Here is a 20,357-nt window from a genome sequence, read left to right on the forward strand (position 1 = left end):
GTAATTCCTCCATTTGCTTTAGTATATTTCTTTTATTTTAAAACAAATCAATATATATTTCAAAAATTTTATGTTTGTTTAAGTTTTATTAATTAAAAATATTGGTATATTAATATTTAAAATATATAATAAATATAGTATTTATCAAAATTATAAGCAGGAGGCTTTATAAGCATGAACAGCATTATAGTCTTCAAATTATTATCAATAATAGCAATAATCACAATAATTTATATTCTGTTCATCAAGTCGTTTGTTTTACTACTGCCATTTATTTTTGGCTGGCTAATTTCCATCTTGATAGAACCTTTAGTAAATTTTATGAATAAAAAGTTAAAACTTTATAGAGGTATATCCTCTTTCATTTCTTTAATTTTATTTATATTTACTGCAGGACTTTTTATAGCTTTTATAGGCGGTTTAATAATTTCTGAAATAACTAATTTATCAGATAGTTTACCTTTTATAAAAGAACAACTGAATAATTATGCATATATAATCATAAATAAATCTCATTCCTTTTTCATAAATATACCGCCTAACATAATAAACTATATTAATAAATCATTAGGTACTATATTAAATAATTTTTCTTCTGTAGTTGGAATTGTAGCTTCATCAACTATCAATTTTATTAGCATTATACCAAATATACTGCTATTTATTTTAGTCAGCCTAATTTCTGCATTCTTTTTTTCAAAAGATAAAGATAAAATATACAATTTTTTAAAAAGACAACTACCATCTAACCTACATAAAAGCAAAATTGTAAAAGTAATAAAAGTAATAAAAGAAGATTTGCTATTTGCAATATTTGGATATATAAAAGCTCAGTTTATTCTTATGATATTTACTTTTGTAGAAAGTGTTATAGGTTTAACTATTCTCGGTATAGATTATTCCATATTAATTGCTTTAATAGTTTCTGTTATAGATGTTCTTCCATTTTTTGGTTCAGGTGCAGTATATATACCTTGGGCAATATTCAGCTTACTGTCAGAAAATTTTAAAGAAGCAATTTTCTTAATCGCTCTGTACTTAATAATTACACTCGTTAGACAAACTTTAGAACCTAAAATATTAAGTACTCAAATAGGCTTATATCCACTCGTAACCCTTATGGCTATATACATTGGATTAAAAGTTTTCGGTTTTATGGGAATATTCTTAGGTCCATTTATCGTAATTATATTCATAGCTTTTCAAAAAGCAGGATTGATACCAAAATTTAAAGATTTCAATAATAATTAATGAAAAAAGCATCTTTGATGATGCTTTTTTTAAGTCTAAATTTATAAAAATTATTATGCCTAATCCCAAATATTTTTTAATTTATAAAAGATAATCTTATGTATTATTCCGAATTTTTTTCGTGCAAACGTTTCTTTTTTACGATGTTTTATTTACATTTTTGTCACATATGATATAATTATTCAAAATAGCGAAAATATATTAAGGGGTGAAGACATGAACAATTTACTCTATTTTATCCCACCAGAAAAACATAACAGTGATGACTTAATATTACTTCTCAACAGTCATCCTGAAATTAAATTTGTATCTCTTGTTGCAGTTGACTTAGGTAATAATCATACTGATGAAAAAATCCCAATTGAAATCTTTAAAAAAGATATAGAAAATTTCTTGAACAGCGGTGTACAAACTGACGGTTCAAGTGTTTTTCTACCTAAAATTGCAGAACTTAATAATGCAAAAGTAGATATAATTCCAGATTTAAATGTAAAATGGTTTATTGATTACAACCATGACAATATTGACCCTGATACAAATTTACCTATCGGTACATTAATCATACCTTCATATTTAGTACATGATGAAAAATATGTAGGTTCTCGTTCAGTACTAAAATCTGCCATATCTAACTTTAAAAGTCAAATGATTAATCTATTTAAAACAAATTCTCATCTTTTAAAGGAATTTGGCATCAACTCTACTGATAATATCGAAGACGTTATATTAACTACTGCAACAGAACTTGAATTTTGGGTACAAACTCCGGGTGATAAAGCAGATATTGAAAACCTATCTACATCTCAAATCCTTAAAGAACAGTACTGGAAACGCACAATAGGTCCAGTTCGCACTGCTCTTGAAAAATCCTTAGAACTGCTAAATAAATATGACTTTGAAGCAGAAATGGGTCATAAAGAAGTAGGTGGTATTCCTTCTTCTTTAAATAAAGATGGTCGTTTTACACATATAATGGAACAATTAGAAATTGACTGGAAATATAGTACTGCCATGCAAACTGCTGATAATGAATTAATGGCTAAAAATATAATTAAAGATATTTTTGTTAGACATGGTCTTGATGTTACTTTTTTGGCAAAACCAATCGAAGGTGTTGCAGGAAGTGGAGAACACACTCACGTTGGTGTAGCAGTTAAATTAAAAGATGGTAAAATCATAAATCTATTTACCCCTTCTGACATGAATAAGTATTATTTAAGTTCTATCGGTTGGGGTGCTTTAATGGGACTTCTCAAAAATTATGAAGTAGTAAATCCTTTTATTACTTCTTCAAATGATGCACTTAACAGATTAAAACCAGGATTTGAAGCTCCTGTCTGTATAGTTTCATCAATAGGACATAAAGTAGAAATACCATCTAGAAACCGCACCGTTTTAGCTGGATTAATTAGAGACCATAATAATCCTCTAGCTACTAGATTTGAAATTAGATCACCAAATCCTACTACTAATACTTATTTAGCTACTGCTGCTATCTATCAAGCTATGCTAGATGGAATAAAAAATATAATTTCAGCAAATAAGACAAATGAAGAACTTTTAAAAGAATTTTCTAAAAGTGTCGGTGAAGAAGGTTTTTATCTTGAAAAAGATAGAGCTTATAGAAGTGAAGAAGATGTATTTGAACATTATACTGAAGAAGAAAGAAATAAATTATTTGGAATTCCTCCTGCAACTGTCTGGGAAAATATAAAAAATTTAGATGTATACAAAGATAAGGTAAAAATCTTAAATGATGGTAATGTATTTACAAAAAATATTATTGAATCTTTTAAAACAAGTATCTTAATTCAATGGACTACCGAACTTAAAAACAGAATTATTCCAAGTAATATGGAATTAGTTAGAAGCTGTAAAAAACTTCACGACAGCAATACTGCTACTGACCTAGATGTCGTAAATTGGGAAAAAATAAATGAAATCAGATATGAACTAATGAAGGACAGTTTAAATAAAAAATCATTATTTACTAAAATAAGAGAAGCGATAGATAATAAACAGTATGATTTAGTATCATCTCTTCAATTAGAAATGAATAATAAAATACAATTATTAAAAGAATTATACCTCCAATATAAGAAAAACCTTTTTGAAATAATAGAATAATAAGATATTTTACTAAAAGTTTCTTTAAAATGAAGAAACTTTTAGTTATTTTTTGGCAAAATATGCTTATAAATTTTTATTAGAATATTACACTATATGCTGGATAAAATATTTTTAAAAATTAATATATCACTCTTCCTTGAGGTGATAAAATGAATTTTCTAAACATAGAAGAAATAAAAAATTTTTCTGTAAACAATATTAATTTAGGTCTTAAACCTTTTATTTCATCTCTTATTATTCTAATAGTTTCTGTAATTTTAATTAAATTAGTTATGATAATAACTCAAAAAATAATTAATATAACTAAATTCAATGAACAAAGAGAAAAGACAATTAAAAGCATTATAGACTCTGTTGCTGCATATTTCATTCTCACATTTGCCGTATTGACAATATTAAGTGAATTTGGATTAATAAAAAAAGCAACTGTACTTACTGGAGCAGGTATTTTAACTTTAATTGCTGGTTTTGGAGCTCAAAATCTCATAAAAGATGTAATAAATGGATTTTTTATATTATTCGAAAGACAAATGAAAGTTGGAGATTTTGTAGGAATAAATGAAAGTTACTATGGAACTGTTGAAGAAATTGGCCTTAGAGCTACAGCCATAAGAGAGTGGACACTCAGAAAAATATATATTCCTAATGGAGAAATAAAAACTTTAAAAAACTTTTATAAAGACAAAGCTAGAGTAATCGTAGAAGTAATTATTCCATTTGAAGAAAATCATGATGAAGTAAAAAAAGCTCTAATTGATGTCTGTTCTATAATAAATGAAAAATACAGCGACAAATTGTATAAAATTGGCAATACCAATTATTCTGAATTTAATCTACTCGGCATTACATCTTTAGATGGAAAATATGGAGGTGCAAAATACGTCATAACCGGTGTAGTTTTACCTCATCATCAATGGTTTATGAGAAATCGTACATATGAAATGATTTTACAAACTTTAAATGAAAGGAAAATTAAGATAGGCTATCCAAAATTTTGGCTTTATGAAAACAGTAAATAACTGCAAAAATAGGACAACAAAATAAGACAAAGTAGGTCCTATTTTGACAAAGTAAATACTTCAATGACTATAAAAAACTTGGTTTTATGGACAACTATCTAAAGCCACTGCAAAATAGAAAAATCTAACCTATAGGGGGTTAGATTTATACTTTGCAATTTTAGATAAATCCATGACACCCCTTCCCTCCGAAGGTTTACTGTCTTGCTGAACATAGGCAGGTTTCCTGACTCACACTTCACCTTACTCCCTCGCCTTCCCATACTATAATAATATGGTGGCATTATGAGGTTTCATCCATGTTCACAGTAGCGGGGGCTGTGACGGATTCTCACCGTCTTCCCTTTTACCCTCTCATGAGGCACCTACGTTCTTATTTTGTTGTCCTAAAAAGATTGTACCATTTTTTCCATGAAAAAACAACTACTTAAATATTTATTTCTAATAAAATATTAAGTTTTATTTTTTAATTTGATAATTTCTATATTTTCTAAATAATTTGTTATTTACTTTTTTGATTTTAAGAAAATATTTAAATATTACTACTTATAGTAAATGTATTGATTTTATCGTAAAACAATGTATAATTATTATCGTTAATTTAGTAACACAATTTAATAAGAGGAGAAGGAGGAAAACGATGTCAACAAATGTAAAATCTAAAAACAAATTAACTTTAGTTTCATTAGTACTAATGATTTTTACTTCTGTATTTGGTTTTGCTAATATGCCAAGAGCTTTTTATCTAATGGGCTATGCTGCTATTCCTTGGTATGTTTTATCTGCTCTAACTTTCTTTGTTCCTTTTGCATTTATGATGGCTGAATACGGTGCAGCTTTTAAAAATGAGACAGGTGGAATTTATTCGTGGATGTCAAAATCAGTAGGTCCTAAATATGCTTTTATAGGTACTTTTATGTGGTATGCTTCTTATATAATTTGGATGGTAAACGTTGGTTCATCTATATGGATTGTATTTTCTACTGCAATATTTGGAACAGATACAACTTCAAGTTGGTCAATATTTGGTTTAAGTTCTACTCAAACATTAGGAATTTTAGGTGTTATGTGGATATTATTAGTAACATATATATCAACTAAAGGATTGGAAAAAATTAAAAAAATAACTTCTATAGGTGGTACAGCAGTAGCATTGTTAAATATAGTTTTATTATTAGGTGCAATTGCTGTATTAGTAGGCAACGGTGGACAATTGGCACAGCCAATTAATTCTATTAAATCTTTTACTAATTCACCTAATCCCGATTTTCAAAATATCATTGCAATACTAGGCTTTTTAGTGTTTGCTATATTTGCATATGGCGGAACTGAAGTTACTGGAGGTTTAGTTGATCAAACTGAAAATCCAGAAAAAACTTTCCCTAAAGGTATAACTATTGCTGCAATTGTTATTTCAGTTGGATATGCTATAGGTATATTCTTTATAGGAATTTTTACTAATTTTAGTGAAGTTTTAAATAGTGAAAGTGTAAATATGGGTAATGTAGCTTATATAATCATGAATAATCTAGGTTATCAATTAGGACAAGCTTTTGGATTAAGTGAAGCTGCTTCAATTTCTATTGGTAATTGGATAGGAAGATATGTTGGTATATCAATGCTACTAGCTTTAACAGGTGCATTTTTCACATTAACTTATTCTCCTTTAAAACAAATTATAAATGGTACGCCAAAAGAAATATGGCCCGGAAAAATGGGTGAAATAAAAGATGGTATTCCTAAAAATGCTATGTGGATTCAATGTATAATAGTTATAGTAATGATATTATTAGTTTCTTTTGGAGGCGATACTGCTAAAGAATTCTTTGAAAAGTTAGTATTAATGACAAATGTCGCTATGACTCTACCTTACATGTTTATATCAGGAGCTTTTATTGGATTTAAAAACAAAACAGAAATTAAAAAACCATTCGAAGTATTTAAAACTCGTACTAGTAGTATAATTGCTTCTGTAGTAGTTACATTAACTGTAGGTTTTGCTAACTTCTTTACAATAATACAACCTGCTACTGAAGGAGATATTAAATCTACAATTTGGAGTATTATAGGTCCTTTATTCTTTACATTAGTTGCAATACTTATGTTCAATAGATATGAAAAGAAAGTAAAATTAAATAGTGCAAAACAAAAATTGCAAAAAACTGCTTAATTATCATAATTGAAGCCCACGATAAAATCGTGGGCTTCAATTAATCAAATTTTAATAAATTAGAACCTATTTCTTCATTAAAAGCTCTATCTACTTTTCCATCTATAGCTTCTATTATTAACTCTCCAGTAACTCCAATAATCCCCAAATCCAAATGTCCACCATAAGTTTTACATTCATGGTCTGCAAGATTTATATGCAAATGAATACATATTTCATCATTCATAGTAGATATATTGCCCAATAAGCTCGTTATTTCATAATCTCCTGTCAATTCAATAAAATTATACTTTTTTTTGCTAGTATCAAATATACCTATTTTTGCCTTATTTACCAATCCTATTCCCTTTACAGAAGCTAAATTAATTTCATTTTCAATACAAAATTTCTTTAACGTTTCAATTATTTCTTCTCCTCTATCAATTCTCATTACATATGTATTTCCAAATTTTTTATAATCCATAATCATAATTCCCCCTTATAATTTATTTAATTGTATTTTAAATTTTTTTACCTATTTCATAACCCTCGTAAAATATTTTTTCACAAAATTCTTTTTTAAATCTGATAGTATCACCACGCATAAATTCAACTTCAGGTTTAATTACTATAATATCTTCTCTACTATATTTATTTAATATATAGTCTGGTATTTGGTAATCAACACTAAAAGTTACTATATATAATTTATCAACTTTATTTTCAGTAAAAGGTGATAAAAAATTATTATTAACAATTCCGCCATCTAAATTATACCCATCATAAACTCCTTTTTCTAAATCTTTCTTAAATTCATCAAATAACTTTTCAGAATTAAATTCTTCAATTATTTTATCTAAAGTTTTATTTTTATCAAGCTTACCGGGAAGTAGAGAACTATATTTAATAAATTTTAAACCTTCCTTTTTATCAAATTTTGTTATATCTACTATTTTCTCTTTTAAATTATTTCCAGTTATTTTTACATAATTGACAAAATAAGCCTCTATCTTATCATTTCTTCCTTCAAGGTCTTCTAATATTTTTATTAATGAACTATTATCAATTATTTTATCATCTTTCCAATCATTTTCAAAATCTATATTATCAATATTTACCCACATTTCTCTCATTTTATCTATATTATTAGTATATATAAAATAAGAATTTATAGCACCTATAGAAGTTCCCGAAAGAATTTGAAAATCTAATCCTTTTTCAAATAATCCAAATACAACACCTGCTTGAAAAGCTCCCTTTGCTCCTCCCCCTTGCAAAAAAAGTCCTCTCATGTATTCCACCTCTTATCTCTAATTTCACAACTAAATAAAAATATAAAAATTTAATTTAAATTAATCATTTTACAATTGTAACCATACTTTCATCTATACTATTTAAATCTTTTGCTCCTGTCATTATCATTGTATTATGAAGTTCCCCACCAATTTTATTAGTATAAAACTCTACTCCTTCAATACCTCCTCCATAAGCTGCTATTGAATATGGTCTTCCAATCAATACAGCATCTGCTCCTAATGCTATAGCCTTAAAAACGTCTAAACCAGACCTAAAACCACCATCTACAAATATCTTTAATTTTCCTTTAACTTCTCTACTTATCATTGGAAGAACTTCTATAGTTGATAAAGTTTCATCTAATACTCTTCCACCGTGGTTAGAAACAACTATTCCATATGCTCCTGCCTCTACCGCCTTTAAAGCTCCTTTTACAGTCATTATTCCTTTTAAAATAAAAGGCAATTTAGTAGAAGCAATTATTTCTTTCAAATCATCAACAGACTTTGGAGAAACGGGTTTTCCCTGCATACCTAATAAAGCTAAACCTGCAGCATCTATATCCATTGCAACTGCCAAAACTTTTTTTTCTTCTGCCAATCTTATTTTCCTCAATATTTCATCTTTTTTCCAAGGTTTAATAGTTGGTATACCCCACCCATCATTTTCCCCTATAACTTCAAGAGGCTTTTTAAAAACGTAATCTTTTACTCCATCTCCTGTAAAAGCAATTGTTCCAGCATTTTTACATCCTACCACAATAGCTTTTTGATACTCATATTCAGTAAAAAAATCACTGTAATTTAATTTTACATCACCTATTGGAGCTGCAAAAATAGGATATTTAAATCTCTTTCCAAAAAGTTTTATAGACGTATCTACTTCTTGCAAGCTGTATATTGTATCCATGTTGATTTTTATTTCTCTTAATTTTTCATAATTTCTTATAAATCCTAATCCTGTACCCTTTCCTCCTATACCGGGTATTTCTCCTTTACATGCTTTGCCATCACATACTTGACAAACTCTACAAGATTTTATATTTTTCCTAGCATTTTCTAACAATATTTTATAATTCATATTTATCACCCTATTTAAAATATTTCTTCATATTAATAATACCTTTCTTTAATAACATATTCAATACCATTAAAAAAATAAAAACCTTATAGAATAGACTTTCTTATTTGCCTATCTATAAGGTTTTCAAATTAATGTTTTTAATCAGATAATCTGTGCACAAATAATCCACTTCTAAGTTTTGGTTCAAACCAAGTTGATTTTGGAGGCATTACCTTTCCTGCATCTGCTATAGACAATAAATCATCTATAGTAGTAGGATACATTGAAAAAGCAATTTTCATATCTTTAGCAACTCTTCTTTCCAATTCTACTAATCCTCTAATACCTCCAACAAAATCTATTCTATTATCTGTTCTTGGATTTTCAATACCAAGAATTGGATTAAGTAGATTTCTTTGCAAAATTGATACATCTAATCTATCTACCGGGTCGTTTTCATCATAAGTACCTTCTTTTGCAGTTAATTTATACCATTTGCCTTCTAAAAACATACCAAAAGTATGTTTTTGAATAGGCTTATATTGTCCTTTATCTGTATATTCTTCTACTTCAAATTTTTCTCTTACTTTTTTAATAAATTCTTCTACACTTAATCCGTTTAAATCTTTAACAACTCTATTGTAATCCATTATAAATAAATCTTCATCTGGAAATATAACAGATAAAAAATAGTTAAATTCTTCATTTCCCGTATAATTTTGATTTTGTTTTCTTCTCTCTAATCCAACTTTTACAGAAGAAGCAGACCTATGATGACCATCAGCTATATATAAATAATCTATTTCTGCAAATTTTTTGTTAATTTTTGTAATTGTATTTTCATCATCAATAATCCAAACTATATGAGTAATATCATCTTCACTTGTAAAATTATAAACGGGCTTATGAAATTTAATCCATTCATTTACAATTTTATTTATATCATCATTTTTTCTATATGTCAAAAATATAGGTGCAGTATTTGCATCACAGTAGTCAAAATTTTTTATTCTATCTATTTCTTTTTCAGGTCTTGTAAATTCATGCTTTTTAATTATATCATTCATATAATCATCTATAGAAGTACAGCCAACTATACCCGTTTGTACCCTTCCATCCATTATTTGTCGATAAATATAAAACACCGGTTTTTCATCTTGAATAAGTATACCTTCTTTTATCATATTATCTAGATTTTTTCTAGCTGTTTTATATACTAATTCATCATATTGATTAACTGAATCATCTAGGTCTATCTCAGAACGTACAACATGTAAAAATGAAAATTTATTTCGTTTTGCCATTTCCTTTGCTTCTTCTCTATTCATGACATCATATGGTAATGATGCTACTTTATCTACAATATCACCTCGTGGTCTAATTCCTTTAAACGGTCTTACTACCGCCATATTTTTTGCCCCCTATTTGAAAAATTTTGTTATTATGTCAACTATTTCTTGACCAATTCTAGCTTGCGCCTCTTTTGTAGAAGCTCCTATATGAGGTGTTAATGAAACTCTTGGATGAGTATATAATTTCTCATTTCTGGTTGGTTCTTCTTCAAATACATCTACAGCAGCGGCAGCAACCTTTCCTGAATCTAAAGCTTTTACTAATGCTTTTTCACAAACTACTCCACCTCTTGCCGTATTTATTAAATATACTCCATTCTTCATTTTATTAAATTCTTCTTCTCCTAAAATAACTCCATTTTCTCTATTAAATGGCACATGAATAGAAATAAAATCTGATTTTGCCAATAATTCATCTAAAGACATATATGTATATTTATCATAACCTTCAGCTTTGCCTTTTTTATCTGTATAAATGACGTTCATACCTAATGCATAAGCTCTTTTAGCAGTTTCCTTAGCTATTCTTCCAAAACCTATCAACCCTAAAGTTTTCCCAGTAATTTCTATACCCTTATACTGCTTTTTATTCCACTGACCATTTCTCATAGTAACATTGGCAATATATATATATATCTTGCCAATGCAAACATATGTCCTATAGTAAGCTCTGCAACAGAAATACTACTTGCATTTGGAGTATTCATTACTTGTATGCCATGTTCCATAGCATAATTAACATCTATATTATCTACTCCAACGCCTCCTCTTATTATGAGTTTTAACCTCTTAGTTTCAAGTGCTTTATCTATAATAGGTTTACGAATTTTAGTAGCAGAACGAACTACTATTACATCAAACTCTTTTACTTTTTCTTTTAATTCTTCTACTTCATAATGTTTTTCAACTACTTCAAAACCACTCTCTATTAACTTTGTAGTTGCATTCTTATCCATACCATCAGTAATCAAAATTCTAACCATATTCCCCACACCCCATTATAATCCAAGAATATCTTCTATATTGACCAGAAGTTCTTTAATTTGCGGTAAAGTCATTTCCCCCATATGAGCTATTCTAAATGCCTGTTCCTTTAGTTTCCCATATCCATTTGAAATCATATAACCTCTCATAGCAAGTCTCTTATTTAAATCTGCTACACTAATACCTGTAGTATTTTTTATATTTGTCAGTGTATTTGAAGCATATTCTTCTTTAGGAAATAATTCAAAATATTTTTTAGCCCACGCTCTAACATATTTAGCCATTTCTTCATGACGTGCAAATCTATTTTCTAAACCTTCTTCAAAAATCTTATCCAACTGATAATTTAATGCAAACATATGTGATAGCGATGGAGTTGATGGATATTGATAGTCTTTCTTTTGTATATACTCATATAATCTAACTAAATCAAGATAAAATCCTCTATATTTAACTTCTCTAGCTGCTTCATATGCTTTTTGCGAAAAAGTACAAATAGCAAGTCCCGGAGGTAATGCCAATGCTTTTTGAGTAGAAGTAATACAAATATCTATACCCCAATCATCTACTTCTATTTTTACTCCTGCTGCTGAACTAACTGCATCTACACAAAAAACTACTTCAGGATACCTTTTAACTACTTTTCCAATTTCTGAAATTGGATTCATGACACCTGTTGAAGTTTCATTATGAGTAACTGTTATCAAATCATATTTACCAGTTGATAAAACTTCATCAACCTGCTCAGGAATAGTTGCTTCTCCCCAATTAACCTCATATAAATCCACTGGTACATTGTTAGCAACAGCCATTTCATACTATCTTTTACCAAATGCTCCAACAGCAAAAACTGCTGCTCTTCTTCTAGTACAACAGCGAATTGCTGCTTCCATTAACCCACTTCCAGAAGTCGTAGATAATATAATTTGATTTTTCGTATAAAAAAGCTTCATTAATTTTTCACTTATATCTCTTTGAAGTTTTGAAGCTTCTTTAGTTCTATGTCCTATCATTGGAGTTGCCATCTTTTGAAGCACATCTTCAGCAACATCTACAGGACCAGGAATAAATAATTTCTTATGCATAAATTCCCCACCCCCGTCAAATATTGTTATTATTACAAAAATTTAAAATATAATTACTTCTATAATAACATCTAAAAAATTTTATCTCAATATTTTTTTGTATTTTTATGTATTAAATTATATAAATATACTTAAAATCACACTAGCTTTAATCTAATATGAATTATTTTCATTTATATCATACAAATCAATTCTCCTATGTTTTAATAATGGAAGTTCTTCTCTGATTTTATTTACTCTATGAAGGTCCACTTCTTTTATAATAACCGTTTCTCTTTCATCCGCCTTTGCAACAACTTCACCCCACGGGTCTACAATTAATGAATGTCCATAAGCTATATATGATAAATTATAATTTCTAGATGGTGATGCAGCTATAAAATAAACCTGATTATCTACTGCTCTAATCTTTGCAAGAGCATGCCAGTGAGCAGGACCTGTAGTCATATTAAATGCAGCAGGTACTATTATCACTTTTGCACCTTTTAATGTCATAAGTCTCATTAACTCCGGAAATCTCATATCATAACAAATTGCTACTCCAATTTTGCAAAATTCAGTTTCAATTACAGTTATATCTTGTCCAAAGCTAAAAGTATCTGATTCTTTAAAAGTTATTCCACCATCTACATCTACATCAAAAAGATGAATTTTCCTATGTCTGCCTATAAGCTCACCATTTTTATTGAAAATATATGATGTATTAAATATTCTGCTTTTTTCTCTTTCAGGTATAGAACCTCCTACTATGTATATTTCTAACTCTTTTGCAAGATTTGATAATAATTTAGTAGTTTTTCCCAGATATTCTTCTGCATAATCAGAAAAAAAATTATTGTCATACGGACAATTAAACATCTCTGGAAGAACTGCTATATCTGCTCCTTCATAACTAGCTTTTCTAATCATATCTTCAGCTTTTTTAAGATTTGCTTCTTTACTGTTTATAACTTGCATTTGACAAATGGCAAACTTTACTTTACTCATAATCTCACCTCTTTATTTATTTCAAGTTCCATATTGCAAATTCCAAGTTTTAATGTCAATCTTTTATATATCTTTTTAAACTTTTAGCTCTTAACTGTTTAAACAACTCTTATCTAATATAATTTATATTAATATAAAAAAACCTTAAGGCCTTTATTTTTTCAAAGCCTTAAGTATTTCTATTTCATAGCTTTCCTTTACTTCTTTTAAAAAATTTATACCTTTTTTACAATACTGTTCTATTGTTAATGTCAAATAATCTTTAAATTCATCATTTAATTCTTTATTAGTTTGCATATTTTTCTTAATTTCTGCTTTAACTCTATATATTATTCCAATTTCATACGGACTTTTAAGTTTTTGAGCATAATAATCGGCATTTTTTAAATGTCTTAAAGAACTCTTATAATTACCAGCTTTAGACTGAAGCAGTGCCATATATCCTTCTGCTATGGCTCTCCCCCAAATCGAACCTAACTCTTTATAGAAATCTAATGCTCTTTCAAGATAGTCTTTTGCTAATATATAATCCCCCATTTCAAATGCAGCTTGACCTGCATTAGTATTAAATATATATAAACCTCTAACTATATTATTTTCTTCACAAAGCTGCATGGCTTTATTGTAAAAAGTTAAAGCTTCTGAAAACTTCATATTATGCCTTCTAATTTCTCCAATATAATTATAACATGCAGCTATATTTAAAGAATATTTGCCTTTTGAATCATTAATACTTTTAAAGATATTAATAGATTTTATTAGTATTTCTTCAGCTTCACTATATCTTTCTAGCATTATTTTATTTAGACCCTTTAATCTCAATAAAATAGCAATATCTTCCTTAAATTTTTCTTTGTATGCTATTTCTAAAGCTTTATCTATATATTCTTTCATCATATTTGTTTCATGTACTTGAATACAGTAATATATTTTTTGTCTATATCCCTTTAAAGAATATGCATAAGATTTAATTTTCAAAGCCATATCTATCATATTATCTATATATCTTATACCTCTATCATACTCTCCTTCTCTAATTAAATATCTTCCCTTTATATGCAGATAACTAATTTCAAGCATTTCAATTTGTCTGTCAATAATATTATTTTTTTTCACCTTTTTTAATAATTCTTCGGTTGATTTAAAATATTTTAATATCTGCTCTTTATTTATTGATAAACTGTCATCATAAATTACTTTTTTATCCTCCAATATAGGAAAGAGTTCATGTTCAAAATCAAAATATACATCTAAATATTTTATAGTATACTTAAGTGCACTAAGATAATCTTGTGAATTTAAATAATGATAGATTATATTAGGGTATATAATTACATCTCTTTTATCTTGCTTTAATGAACTTTCCAACAATCTTGCCACTTTTTTATGAAGCATTCTTTTCTTAGCTTTTGATAAATTATTATATATAAATTCTCTAATTTTTTGATGAGTAAATTTATAACTAATTTTTTCATCATTTACTTCTTTTAAAATATATTTATTTTGTAATTCTTCAATTATATCAATTATCTCAATTTCATCTTTATTTAATAAACTTTTTATAATATCTAAATCTACTTTATCAAAAAATATACAAGCAATATAGAGTATTTTCTTTCCCTCATCTGATATATCAAGAAATTTACTTCTCATAATATCCTTCATCTTTGAAGATAAAGTAGTACTAAGTGTTCCGTTTTGTTTAATCATATTTAGAAATTCTACTAAAAAAAATGTATTCCCCTCTGTTTCTCTGTAAATTTTTTCTTTAATCTCTTTAGTAAGTTCAATCTCTGGAATATATTTATTTATAAAATCTTCAACTTCTGCTTCATTAAATCTTTTGATTTTTAATACTTTTATCTTATTATAATTATTAAGTACTGTAATACATTTTTCTACATCTTTATCACAGCCTTCTCTACAAGTACCTATCAACATTATATTAGAATTTCTTAAAATTATCGCAGAAAGTAGCGTTAAACTCAAATTGTCCATCCATTGCAAATCTTCAAATACTAAAATAATTTTTTTTAATTCAGATATTTTTCTGATAAGACCTTGAATGGCTTCTTCTATAACATTAAATTTTAATGTGTCTAATTGTTCTATTGGATTTTCATCATCTGAAACTTTTTTATTAAATTCAGGAAAAATGTATGAAATAATTTTTTTCCATGAATTTGGAATGTTTATATTATCTCTTTCAATTATGTTAGACAATTTTAAAAAAATTTCATTCCACGGTTTTAAAAAATAATTTTTTTCTACTTGATAACAATTGGCATGAAGTATGTAAATATTATCACAACTTGTCCCTATATATTCGATAAATTTATCTTTTAATTTTGTTTTGCCAATTCCTGCTTCACCTCTAATTAGTATAGAATTGTAATCTCTTCCATTAATAAAATTAAAAAAATTACTTTTTAGTTCTTTTAATTCTCTTTTACGACCGTAAAAAAAGTCTTTTTCCTCCAAATTATTTTCAGTATCCTTAGCATTTTTTAATAATAAAACAGAATTATACAATTTTTTAGTCTTTATATCAGGTTCAATATCCAAATCTATTTTTAACGTTTTCCTGAGCCTTTGATATAAATCTATTGCTTTATTATACAACCCCTGTTTAATATAAATATCCATTAAAATTCTGTATGTACGTTCATCATATTCGTCTTCTTTTATTAAAAACTTCGCATATTTTTCAGCTTTTACAAAATCTTTTTTAGACAACGCCACTTCCAAATTTTGATTGAGTTTACTTATAAATATATTTTTAAGGTATTCCCTCATTTCAAAAAGCCACTCATCAAAATTTGGTGCATTTTTAACATAAAATCCCTGTAAAAACTCTCCACTATAAAAGTTAACATTTCCTCTTAAAAATTCTTCATAGTCGCTCTTTATATTTATTTCTGGATTTAACATTACAATTGACTTTTTGGGTGATATAATAATATCTTTTTCAAAAGCTTTTCTAATTTTGTACATGGCATTTCTCAAATTTTTCTTAGCAGTCTTTTCATCTGAATCGCTCCAAAACAAAAAAACTAATTCATCTCTTGTAGCTTGTTTTTTTACTATTAAGTAATAAAACAAAGCTTCAGCTTTCATAAAAGGAAAATTAACCTTTTTACTATCTATAACTGCATAGGGAGTATTAAATACATTTACTAATATTTGGCTCACACTACCACCCTTTAAAATCAAAGTGCTTAAAACACTTTGTTTATTTATCCATCAGCAGTCGTCATCATAATGCAAAAATATATTAAAAAGCTATAATAATCCCACCTTCATTTGCATAAACAGTACTTATACCTGCCGCTTCAACGATAATTATATCTTTAAAATTATATTTTTCTTTTATTTGTTCTTTTAACTTTTCAGCTTTAGCTAATGAATTACAATGTGCTATGCCTAAAATTTTCTCTTCTAATTTATGCCCTTGTTCTCCTATTATTTCAACTAATCTTTTAAATGCTTTTTTAGAACCTCTTACCTTTTCTACCAATCTTATTGTACCCTTTTCAGTTGAACCCATTATGGGCTTTATTGAAAATGCAGTAGCAACTTTAGCTACTAATTTATTAATTCTTCCTGCCTTTATCATATTATCTAAAGACTCCAAATAAAAAAAAGTTTTCATCTCTTTTATATATTCATTTACTTTTTCGACTATTTCTAAATTAGTATGATTTTCTTTTGCCAATTCTAAAATCTTTAAGCCAACTAATGTCTCGCCAATAGACGCACTTAAAGAATCAAAAACATGAATAAATTTGTGTTCATTCTTTTCTTTATACATATTTTTAGCAAGTACAGCACTATTGTAAGTACCACTTAACTGGGATGATAATGTTACTACAAATATACTGTCTTCATCACCTTCATAAGCTTTTAAAAAACTATCTGGAGCAGGTGAAGAAGTTTTTGGAACATCACTTGAATTTTTCATCATTTTTAATAATTCATTTGTATCTAAATTTTCATCATCTTTAAACTCTTTATCATCAATTCTTATTGATAAAGGAACTATATTAAAAAGTTTTTTCTTTTTTAATTCTTCATTTAAATCTAAACAACTATCGCCAATTACTTTTATTTTCATCATTTTCCCCTTTCAAAAACATAAAACTTCTCTGTATTATATTTATTATATCATATATAGTTATACTCCTCCATATTTTGTGGAGGAGTATTGACTTATAAATTTACTTTTGACAATATACTTTTTTCCAGCTCTTTTACTTTACTTTCTATTTCATCTACTTCTTTTGATAACTTATTTACAAATTCTTCATCTTTAATAGAACCTAAATTAATTTTTACATTATACAGAGCTGAAAGAACTGCTGTTCTTGCCATCATAGCTGCTACAGCACCATCTGTAACTGCATTTTGATTACCTTTTTCAACTATAGTTGAAATCATTTCCATAAAATTTAAAGCTTTTTTAGCTACTTCAAGAGGTACTAATGCAGCATTTTTAAAACTCTCCTGTATAGCTTGTTTTCTTGAAGATTTTTCTTCATCGGTATTTTTTGGTAATTTGAACGCTGCCATTACTTTATCAAAAGCATCTGCATCTCTATCTATGTCATTTATAAATTCTTTTCTTCCCTCTTCAGCTCTAGAAGCTATTTTCTTCATTTCTTCCTGTACTTCTTCATAACCTTTTTTTCCTATTGTAAGATTAGCTACCATTTCTACAAGAGCTAGAGCAGTTGCCGCACTTAAAGCTGCAATACTTCCTCCACCCGGTACAGGAGAACTGGAAGCCGTTTCTTCTAAAAACTCTTTAATACTTTTTTCTTCTAACATAGTTTTCCCCCTTTTTATTTTTCAAAAACTTTGCATTTGTCATAAACAAGTATACCATTTTTAATGACTTTTTCAACAGTACTTACTCCTATATGATAAGGTATATATTTATACGAAGGAAATTCATGTATTACTATATCACCTTTTTTACCTACATCTATACTTCCTATTTCATCAGCTCTGCTAACAGCTGCAGCTCCATTAATAGTTAAAGCTGTAATTGCTTCTTCAGTTGTCATATTCATATAAAGAGTTGCCAAAGCAATTATCAATGGTATAGATTCAGTAAAACAACTTCCCGGATTAAAATCTGTTGCAAGAGCAACTGCACATCCACTATCAATCATATATCTTGCTCTAGCATAATCTTCTTTAAGACTGAAAGCTGTACCCGGAAGTAAAGTTGCTACAACATCTTTTTCTACCAATTTTTTTATTCCTTCATCAGATGCCTGTAGTAAATGGTCAGCAGAAACTGCTCCTAATTCAGCCGCAAGTTCTGCCCCACCTAGCTGAACTATTTCATCGGCATGAATTTTAAGCTTCATACCCATTTCTTTAGCTTTAGAAAGAAGTCTTCTCGACTGCTCAACAGAAAATACATTTTTTTCACAAAATATATCGCAAAATTCTGCTAAATTTCTTTCTTTTATTTCTGGAAGTACTCTGTCTATTATAAAATCAATAAATTCATCTTCACGTCCTTTATATTCCTCCGGAACAGCATGAGCCCCTAAAAAAGTTTTCACAATATCAAGTGGATGAATTTTATTTAGCTCTTTCATTACTTCAAGTTGTTTTATCTCTGTTTCATAATCTAATCCATAGCCACTTTTTCCTTCAACAGTAGTAACACCAAAAGTCATCATGGAATTCAATCTCTTTAATCCTTCTTCAATTAGCTCTTCTCTTGTCGCTTCTTTTGTTCCCCTTACAGAATTTATTATTCCCCCACCTTTTTTCATGATTTCCATATACTGCATTCCACTTAATCTCCAATTAAATTCTTCTGCTCTATATCCTCCAAATATAAAATGAGTGTGAGAATCTACAAAACCCGGAAGAACTGACTTATTCGAAGCATCTATAACTTCATATTTGTTTTCATCTATTTCATCTAATATTTGTGCAGTTTTGCCTACTGCTTTTATAATACCATCTTCTATAACTACCGCTCCATCTTCTATAATATGTAAATTATTCATCTCACTGCCCTTTTTAGCCTTAAAGCCACTGCAAGTTACTAATTCAGATGCATTTTTTATAATAATATTTCCTTCATTCATAGTATCACTACTCCATCATTCTCTTTTCAAGAATTTGATCCATTGAAAATTCTTCTATACCCAAATAATATTCAGCTGTTTTTATTAGAGCTTCCATTGGAACTAATCCAATAACTTCACTACCTACTACATTTACTCCATATCTTTTGGCTTCAATTTTTATCAGTTCAAATACTCTATACAATGGAGTTTTAGTATAATCTGTCATATTCATTGAAACTTGAACTATCCCTCTGTCTTCAAGCTCTATTCCTATAGCTTTACAATATCTCAATCCTCCGCTTATATGTCTAACAGCTCTAGCAATTTTATTTGCTATATCCAAATTGTTTGTATCTAAATTTACATTAAATGCAACTAAAGGCATTCTTGCTCCAACTGCTGTAACTCCAGCTGTAGGATGTATTTCATTTGGTCCAAAATCTGGCTTCCACTCAGGCTGTTTTATCTTTTCTGCCATTCCTTCAAATTCACCTTTTCTTATTTTAGCTAGATTTTCTCTTGCTGGAGTTGTTGCAGCTTTCTCATAGAGGAAAATTGGCAAATTATACTTTTCTGATGCTTCTTTCGCTAATTCTTTTGCTAACTCTACTGCTTCTGTCATGCTCACATTTTTAATGGGAATAAAAGGTACAACGTCTACTGCTCCCATTCTTGGATGCTGTCCCTCATGTTTAGTCATATCTATAACCTCTACTGCTACTCCCATAGATTCAAGTACAGCATTTTTAACTGCTTCTGGTTCTCCTATAACAGTTACAACAAGTCTATTGTGGTCTTCATCTCTCTTATAATCTAAAAGTTTAACACCTTCTTTGCCTCTAAATGGATTAACTATTTTTTCTATTTTTTCTAAATCTCTACCTTCACTAAAATTTGGAACACATTGTACTATTTTTTGCATTTTAATCCCCTTCCTTGTATCATAT

16 protein-coding genes, 1 pseudogene and 1 riboswitch are annotated in these 20,357 nt (G+C 28.2%); of the genes and pseudogenes, 4 read left to right on the plus strand and 13 right to left on the minus strand.

All coding sequences use genetic code 11. From position 1 onward, the window contains the following. Positions 1-174 precede the first annotated feature (174 nt). From ytvI to yjeM, 4 genes are all read left to right on the plus strand, one after another. Positions 175-1,251, plus strand: a complete 1,077-nt coding sequence (gene ytvI, locus BUA90_RS02670; protein WP_072965852.1) for a sporulation integral membrane protein YtvI — start codon at positions 175-177, stop codon at positions 1,249-1,251. A 216-nt stretch (positions 1,252-1,467) separates the two neighbouring features. Further along, positions 1,468-3,378, plus strand: a complete 1,911-nt coding sequence (locus tag BUA90_RS02675; protein WP_072965853.1) for a type I glutamate--ammonia ligase — start codon at positions 1,468-1,470, stop codon at positions 3,376-3,378. 152 nt (positions 3,379-3,530) lie between these two features. Beyond that, positions 3,531-4,400: a mechanosensitive ion channel family protein gene (locus BUA90_RS02680; protein WP_072965854.1), complete on the plus strand. Its 870-nt coding sequence runs from the start codon at positions 3,531-3,533 to the stop codon at positions 4,398-4,400. 199 nt (positions 4,401-4,599) lie between these two features. Next, a riboswitch (cobalamin riboswitch) is annotated at positions 4,600-4,784 on the minus strand. 256 nt (positions 4,785-5,040) lie between these two features. Further along, positions 5,041-6,570, plus strand: coding sequence for a glutamate/gamma-aminobutyrate family transporter YjeM (gene yjeM, locus BUA90_RS02685; protein WP_072965855.1), 1,530 nt, complete (start codon positions 5,041-5,043; stop codon positions 6,568-6,570). 40 nt (positions 6,571-6,610) lie between these two features. Here yjeM and BUA90_RS02690 read toward each other — a convergent pair whose 3' ends face one another. The 13 genes and pseudogenes from BUA90_RS02690 to ftcD form a co-directional block, all read right to left on the minus strand. After that, positions 6,611-7,033, minus strand: coding sequence for a PPC domain-containing DNA-binding protein (locus BUA90_RS02690; protein ID WP_072965856.1), 423 nt, complete (start codon positions 7,031-7,033; stop codon positions 6,611-6,613). A gap of 37 nt (positions 7,034-7,070) precedes the next feature. Further along, positions 7,071-7,841 carry a patatin-like phospholipase family protein gene (locus tag BUA90_RS02695; protein WP_072965857.1) on the minus strand — a complete coding sequence of 257 codons (771 nt, stop codon included), beginning with the start codon at positions 7,839-7,841 and terminating at the stop codon, positions 7,071-7,073. Between the two features lie 64 nt (positions 7,842-7,905). Continuing rightward, complete coding sequence (locus BUA90_RS02700) at positions 7,906-8,925, minus strand: alpha-hydroxy-acid oxidizing protein (protein WP_072965858.1); 1,020 nt, start codon at positions 8,923-8,925, stop codon at positions 7,906-7,908. A gap of 140 nt (positions 8,926-9,065) precedes the next feature. Continuing rightward, positions 9,066-10,316: a DUF1015 domain-containing protein gene (locus BUA90_RS02705; RefSeq protein WP_072965859.1), complete on the minus strand. Its 1,251-nt coding sequence runs from the start codon at positions 10,314-10,316 to the stop codon at positions 9,066-9,068. Between the two features lie 12 nt (positions 10,317-10,328). Beyond that, positions 10,329-10,868 carry an NAD(P)-dependent oxidoreductase gene (locus tag BUA90_RS12715; RefSeq protein ID WP_330390631.1) on the minus strand — a complete coding sequence of 180 codons (540 nt, stop codon included), beginning with the start codon at positions 10,866-10,868 and terminating at the stop codon, positions 10,329-10,331. Further along, the gene (locus BUA90_RS12720) at positions 10,865-11,242 is read right to left on the minus strand and encodes a Rossmann-fold NAD(P)-binding domain-containing protein (protein WP_330390632.1); all 378 of its coding nucleotides are present in this window, start codon (positions 11,240-11,242) and stop codon (positions 10,865-10,867) included. Before BUA90_RS12720 ends, BUA90_RS12715 begins: the two co-directional genes overlap by 4 nt. A gap of 15 nt (positions 11,243-11,257) precedes the next feature. Beyond that, positions 11,258-12,328, minus strand: a pseudogene (locus BUA90_RS02715) (pyridoxal-phosphate-dependent aminotransferase family protein). A 153-nt stretch (positions 12,329-12,481) separates the two neighbouring features. Continuing rightward, a complete protein-coding gene (locus BUA90_RS02720) occupies positions 12,482-13,315 on the minus strand; it encodes a carbon-nitrogen hydrolase family protein (RefSeq protein WP_072965860.1) in 834 nt (277 codons plus the stop codon). A gap of 153 nt (positions 13,316-13,468) precedes the next feature. Then, the gene (locus BUA90_RS02725; RefSeq protein WP_072965861.1) at positions 13,469-16,507 is read right to left on the minus strand and encodes an ATP-binding protein; all 3,039 of its coding nucleotides are present in this window, start codon (positions 16,505-16,507) and stop codon (positions 13,469-13,471) included. An 82-nt stretch (positions 16,508-16,589) separates the two neighbouring features. Then, positions 16,590-17,429, minus strand: a complete 840-nt coding sequence (locus tag BUA90_RS02730) for a DegV family protein (RefSeq protein WP_072965862.1) — start codon at positions 17,427-17,429, stop codon at positions 16,590-16,592. A gap of 95 nt (positions 17,430-17,524) precedes the next feature. Beyond that, positions 17,525-18,142 (minus strand): cyclodeaminase/cyclohydrolase family protein, encoded by a 618-nt coding sequence (locus tag BUA90_RS02735; RefSeq protein ID WP_072965863.1) that lies wholly within the window; start codon positions 18,140-18,142, stop codon positions 17,525-17,527. A 14-nt stretch (positions 18,143-18,156) separates the two neighbouring features. Next, positions 18,157-19,428, minus strand: a complete 1,272-nt coding sequence (hutI, locus tag BUA90_RS02740) for an imidazolonepropionase (RefSeq protein ID WP_072965864.1) — start codon at positions 19,426-19,428, stop codon at positions 18,157-18,159. 7 nt (positions 19,429-19,435) lie between these two features. Beyond that, positions 19,436-20,332 (minus strand): glutamate formimidoyltransferase, encoded by an 897-nt coding sequence (ftcD, locus tag BUA90_RS02745; protein ID WP_072965865.1) that lies wholly within the window; start codon positions 20,330-20,332, stop codon positions 19,436-19,438. Positions 20,333-20,357 lie beyond the last annotated feature (25 nt).

Source organism: Caminicella sporogenes DSM 14501, from assembly GCF_900142285.1.
GTDB lineage: Bacteria > Bacillota > Clostridia > Peptostreptococcales > Caminicellaceae > Caminicella > Caminicella sporogenes.

Excerpts from the sequence above, each read along its gene's own strand:
- hutI (WP_072965864.1), bottom strand. The coding sequence starts at position 19,428 with ATGAATGAAGGAAATATTATTATAAAAAATGCATCTGAATTAGTAACT.
- BUA90_RS02690 (WP_072965856.1), bottom strand. The coding sequence starts at position 7,033 with ATGGATTATAAAAAATTTGGAAATACATATGTAATGAGAATTGATAGA.
- BUA90_RS02675 (WP_072965853.1), top strand. The coding sequence starts at position 1,468 with ATGAACAATTTACTCTATTTTATCCCACCAGAAAAACATAACAGTGAT.
- BUA90_RS02720 (WP_072965860.1), bottom strand. The coding sequence starts at position 13,315 with ATGAGTAAAGTAAAGTTTGCCATTTGTCAAATGCAAGTTATAAACAGT.
- BUA90_RS02680 (WP_072965854.1), top strand. The coding sequence starts at position 3,531 with ATGAATTTTCTAAACATAGAAGAAATAAAAAATTTTTCTGTAAACAAT.
- yjeM (WP_072965855.1), top strand. The coding sequence starts at position 5,041 with ATGTCAACAAATGTAAAATCTAAAAACAAATTAACTTTAGTTTCATTA.
- BUA90_RS02735 (WP_072965863.1), bottom strand. The coding sequence starts at position 18,142 with ATGTTAGAAGAAAAAAGTATTAAAGAGTTTTTAGAAGAAACGGCTTCC.
- BUA90_RS02730 (WP_072965862.1), bottom strand. The coding sequence starts at position 17,429 with ATGAAAATAAAAGTAATTGGCGATAGTTGTTTAGATTTAAATGAAGAA.
- BUA90_RS02705 (WP_072965859.1), bottom strand. The coding sequence starts at position 10,316 with ATGGCGGTAGTAAGACCGTTTAAAGGAATTAGACCACGAGGTGATATT.
- BUA90_RS12720 (WP_330390632.1), bottom strand. The coding sequence starts at position 11,242 with ATGGTTAGAATTTTGATTACTGATGGTATGGATAAGAATGCAACTACA.
- BUA90_RS02695 (WP_072965857.1), bottom strand. The coding sequence starts at position 7,841 with ATGAGAGGACTTTTTTTGCAAGGGGGAGGAGCAAAGGGAGCTTTTCAA.
- ftcD (WP_072965865.1), bottom strand. The coding sequence starts at position 20,332 with ATGCAAAAAATAGTACAATGTGTTCCAAATTTTAGTGAAGGTAGAGAT.
- BUA90_RS12715 (WP_330390631.1), bottom strand. The coding sequence starts at position 10,868 with ATGAGAAATGGTCAGTGGAATAAAAAGCAGTATAAGGGTATAGAAATT.
- ytvI (WP_072965852.1), top strand. The coding sequence starts at position 175 with ATGAACAGCATTATAGTCTTCAAATTATTATCAATAATAGCAATAATC.
- BUA90_RS02700 (WP_072965858.1), bottom strand. The coding sequence starts at position 8,925 with ATGAATTATAAAATATTGTTAGAAAATGCTAGGAAAAATATAAAATCT.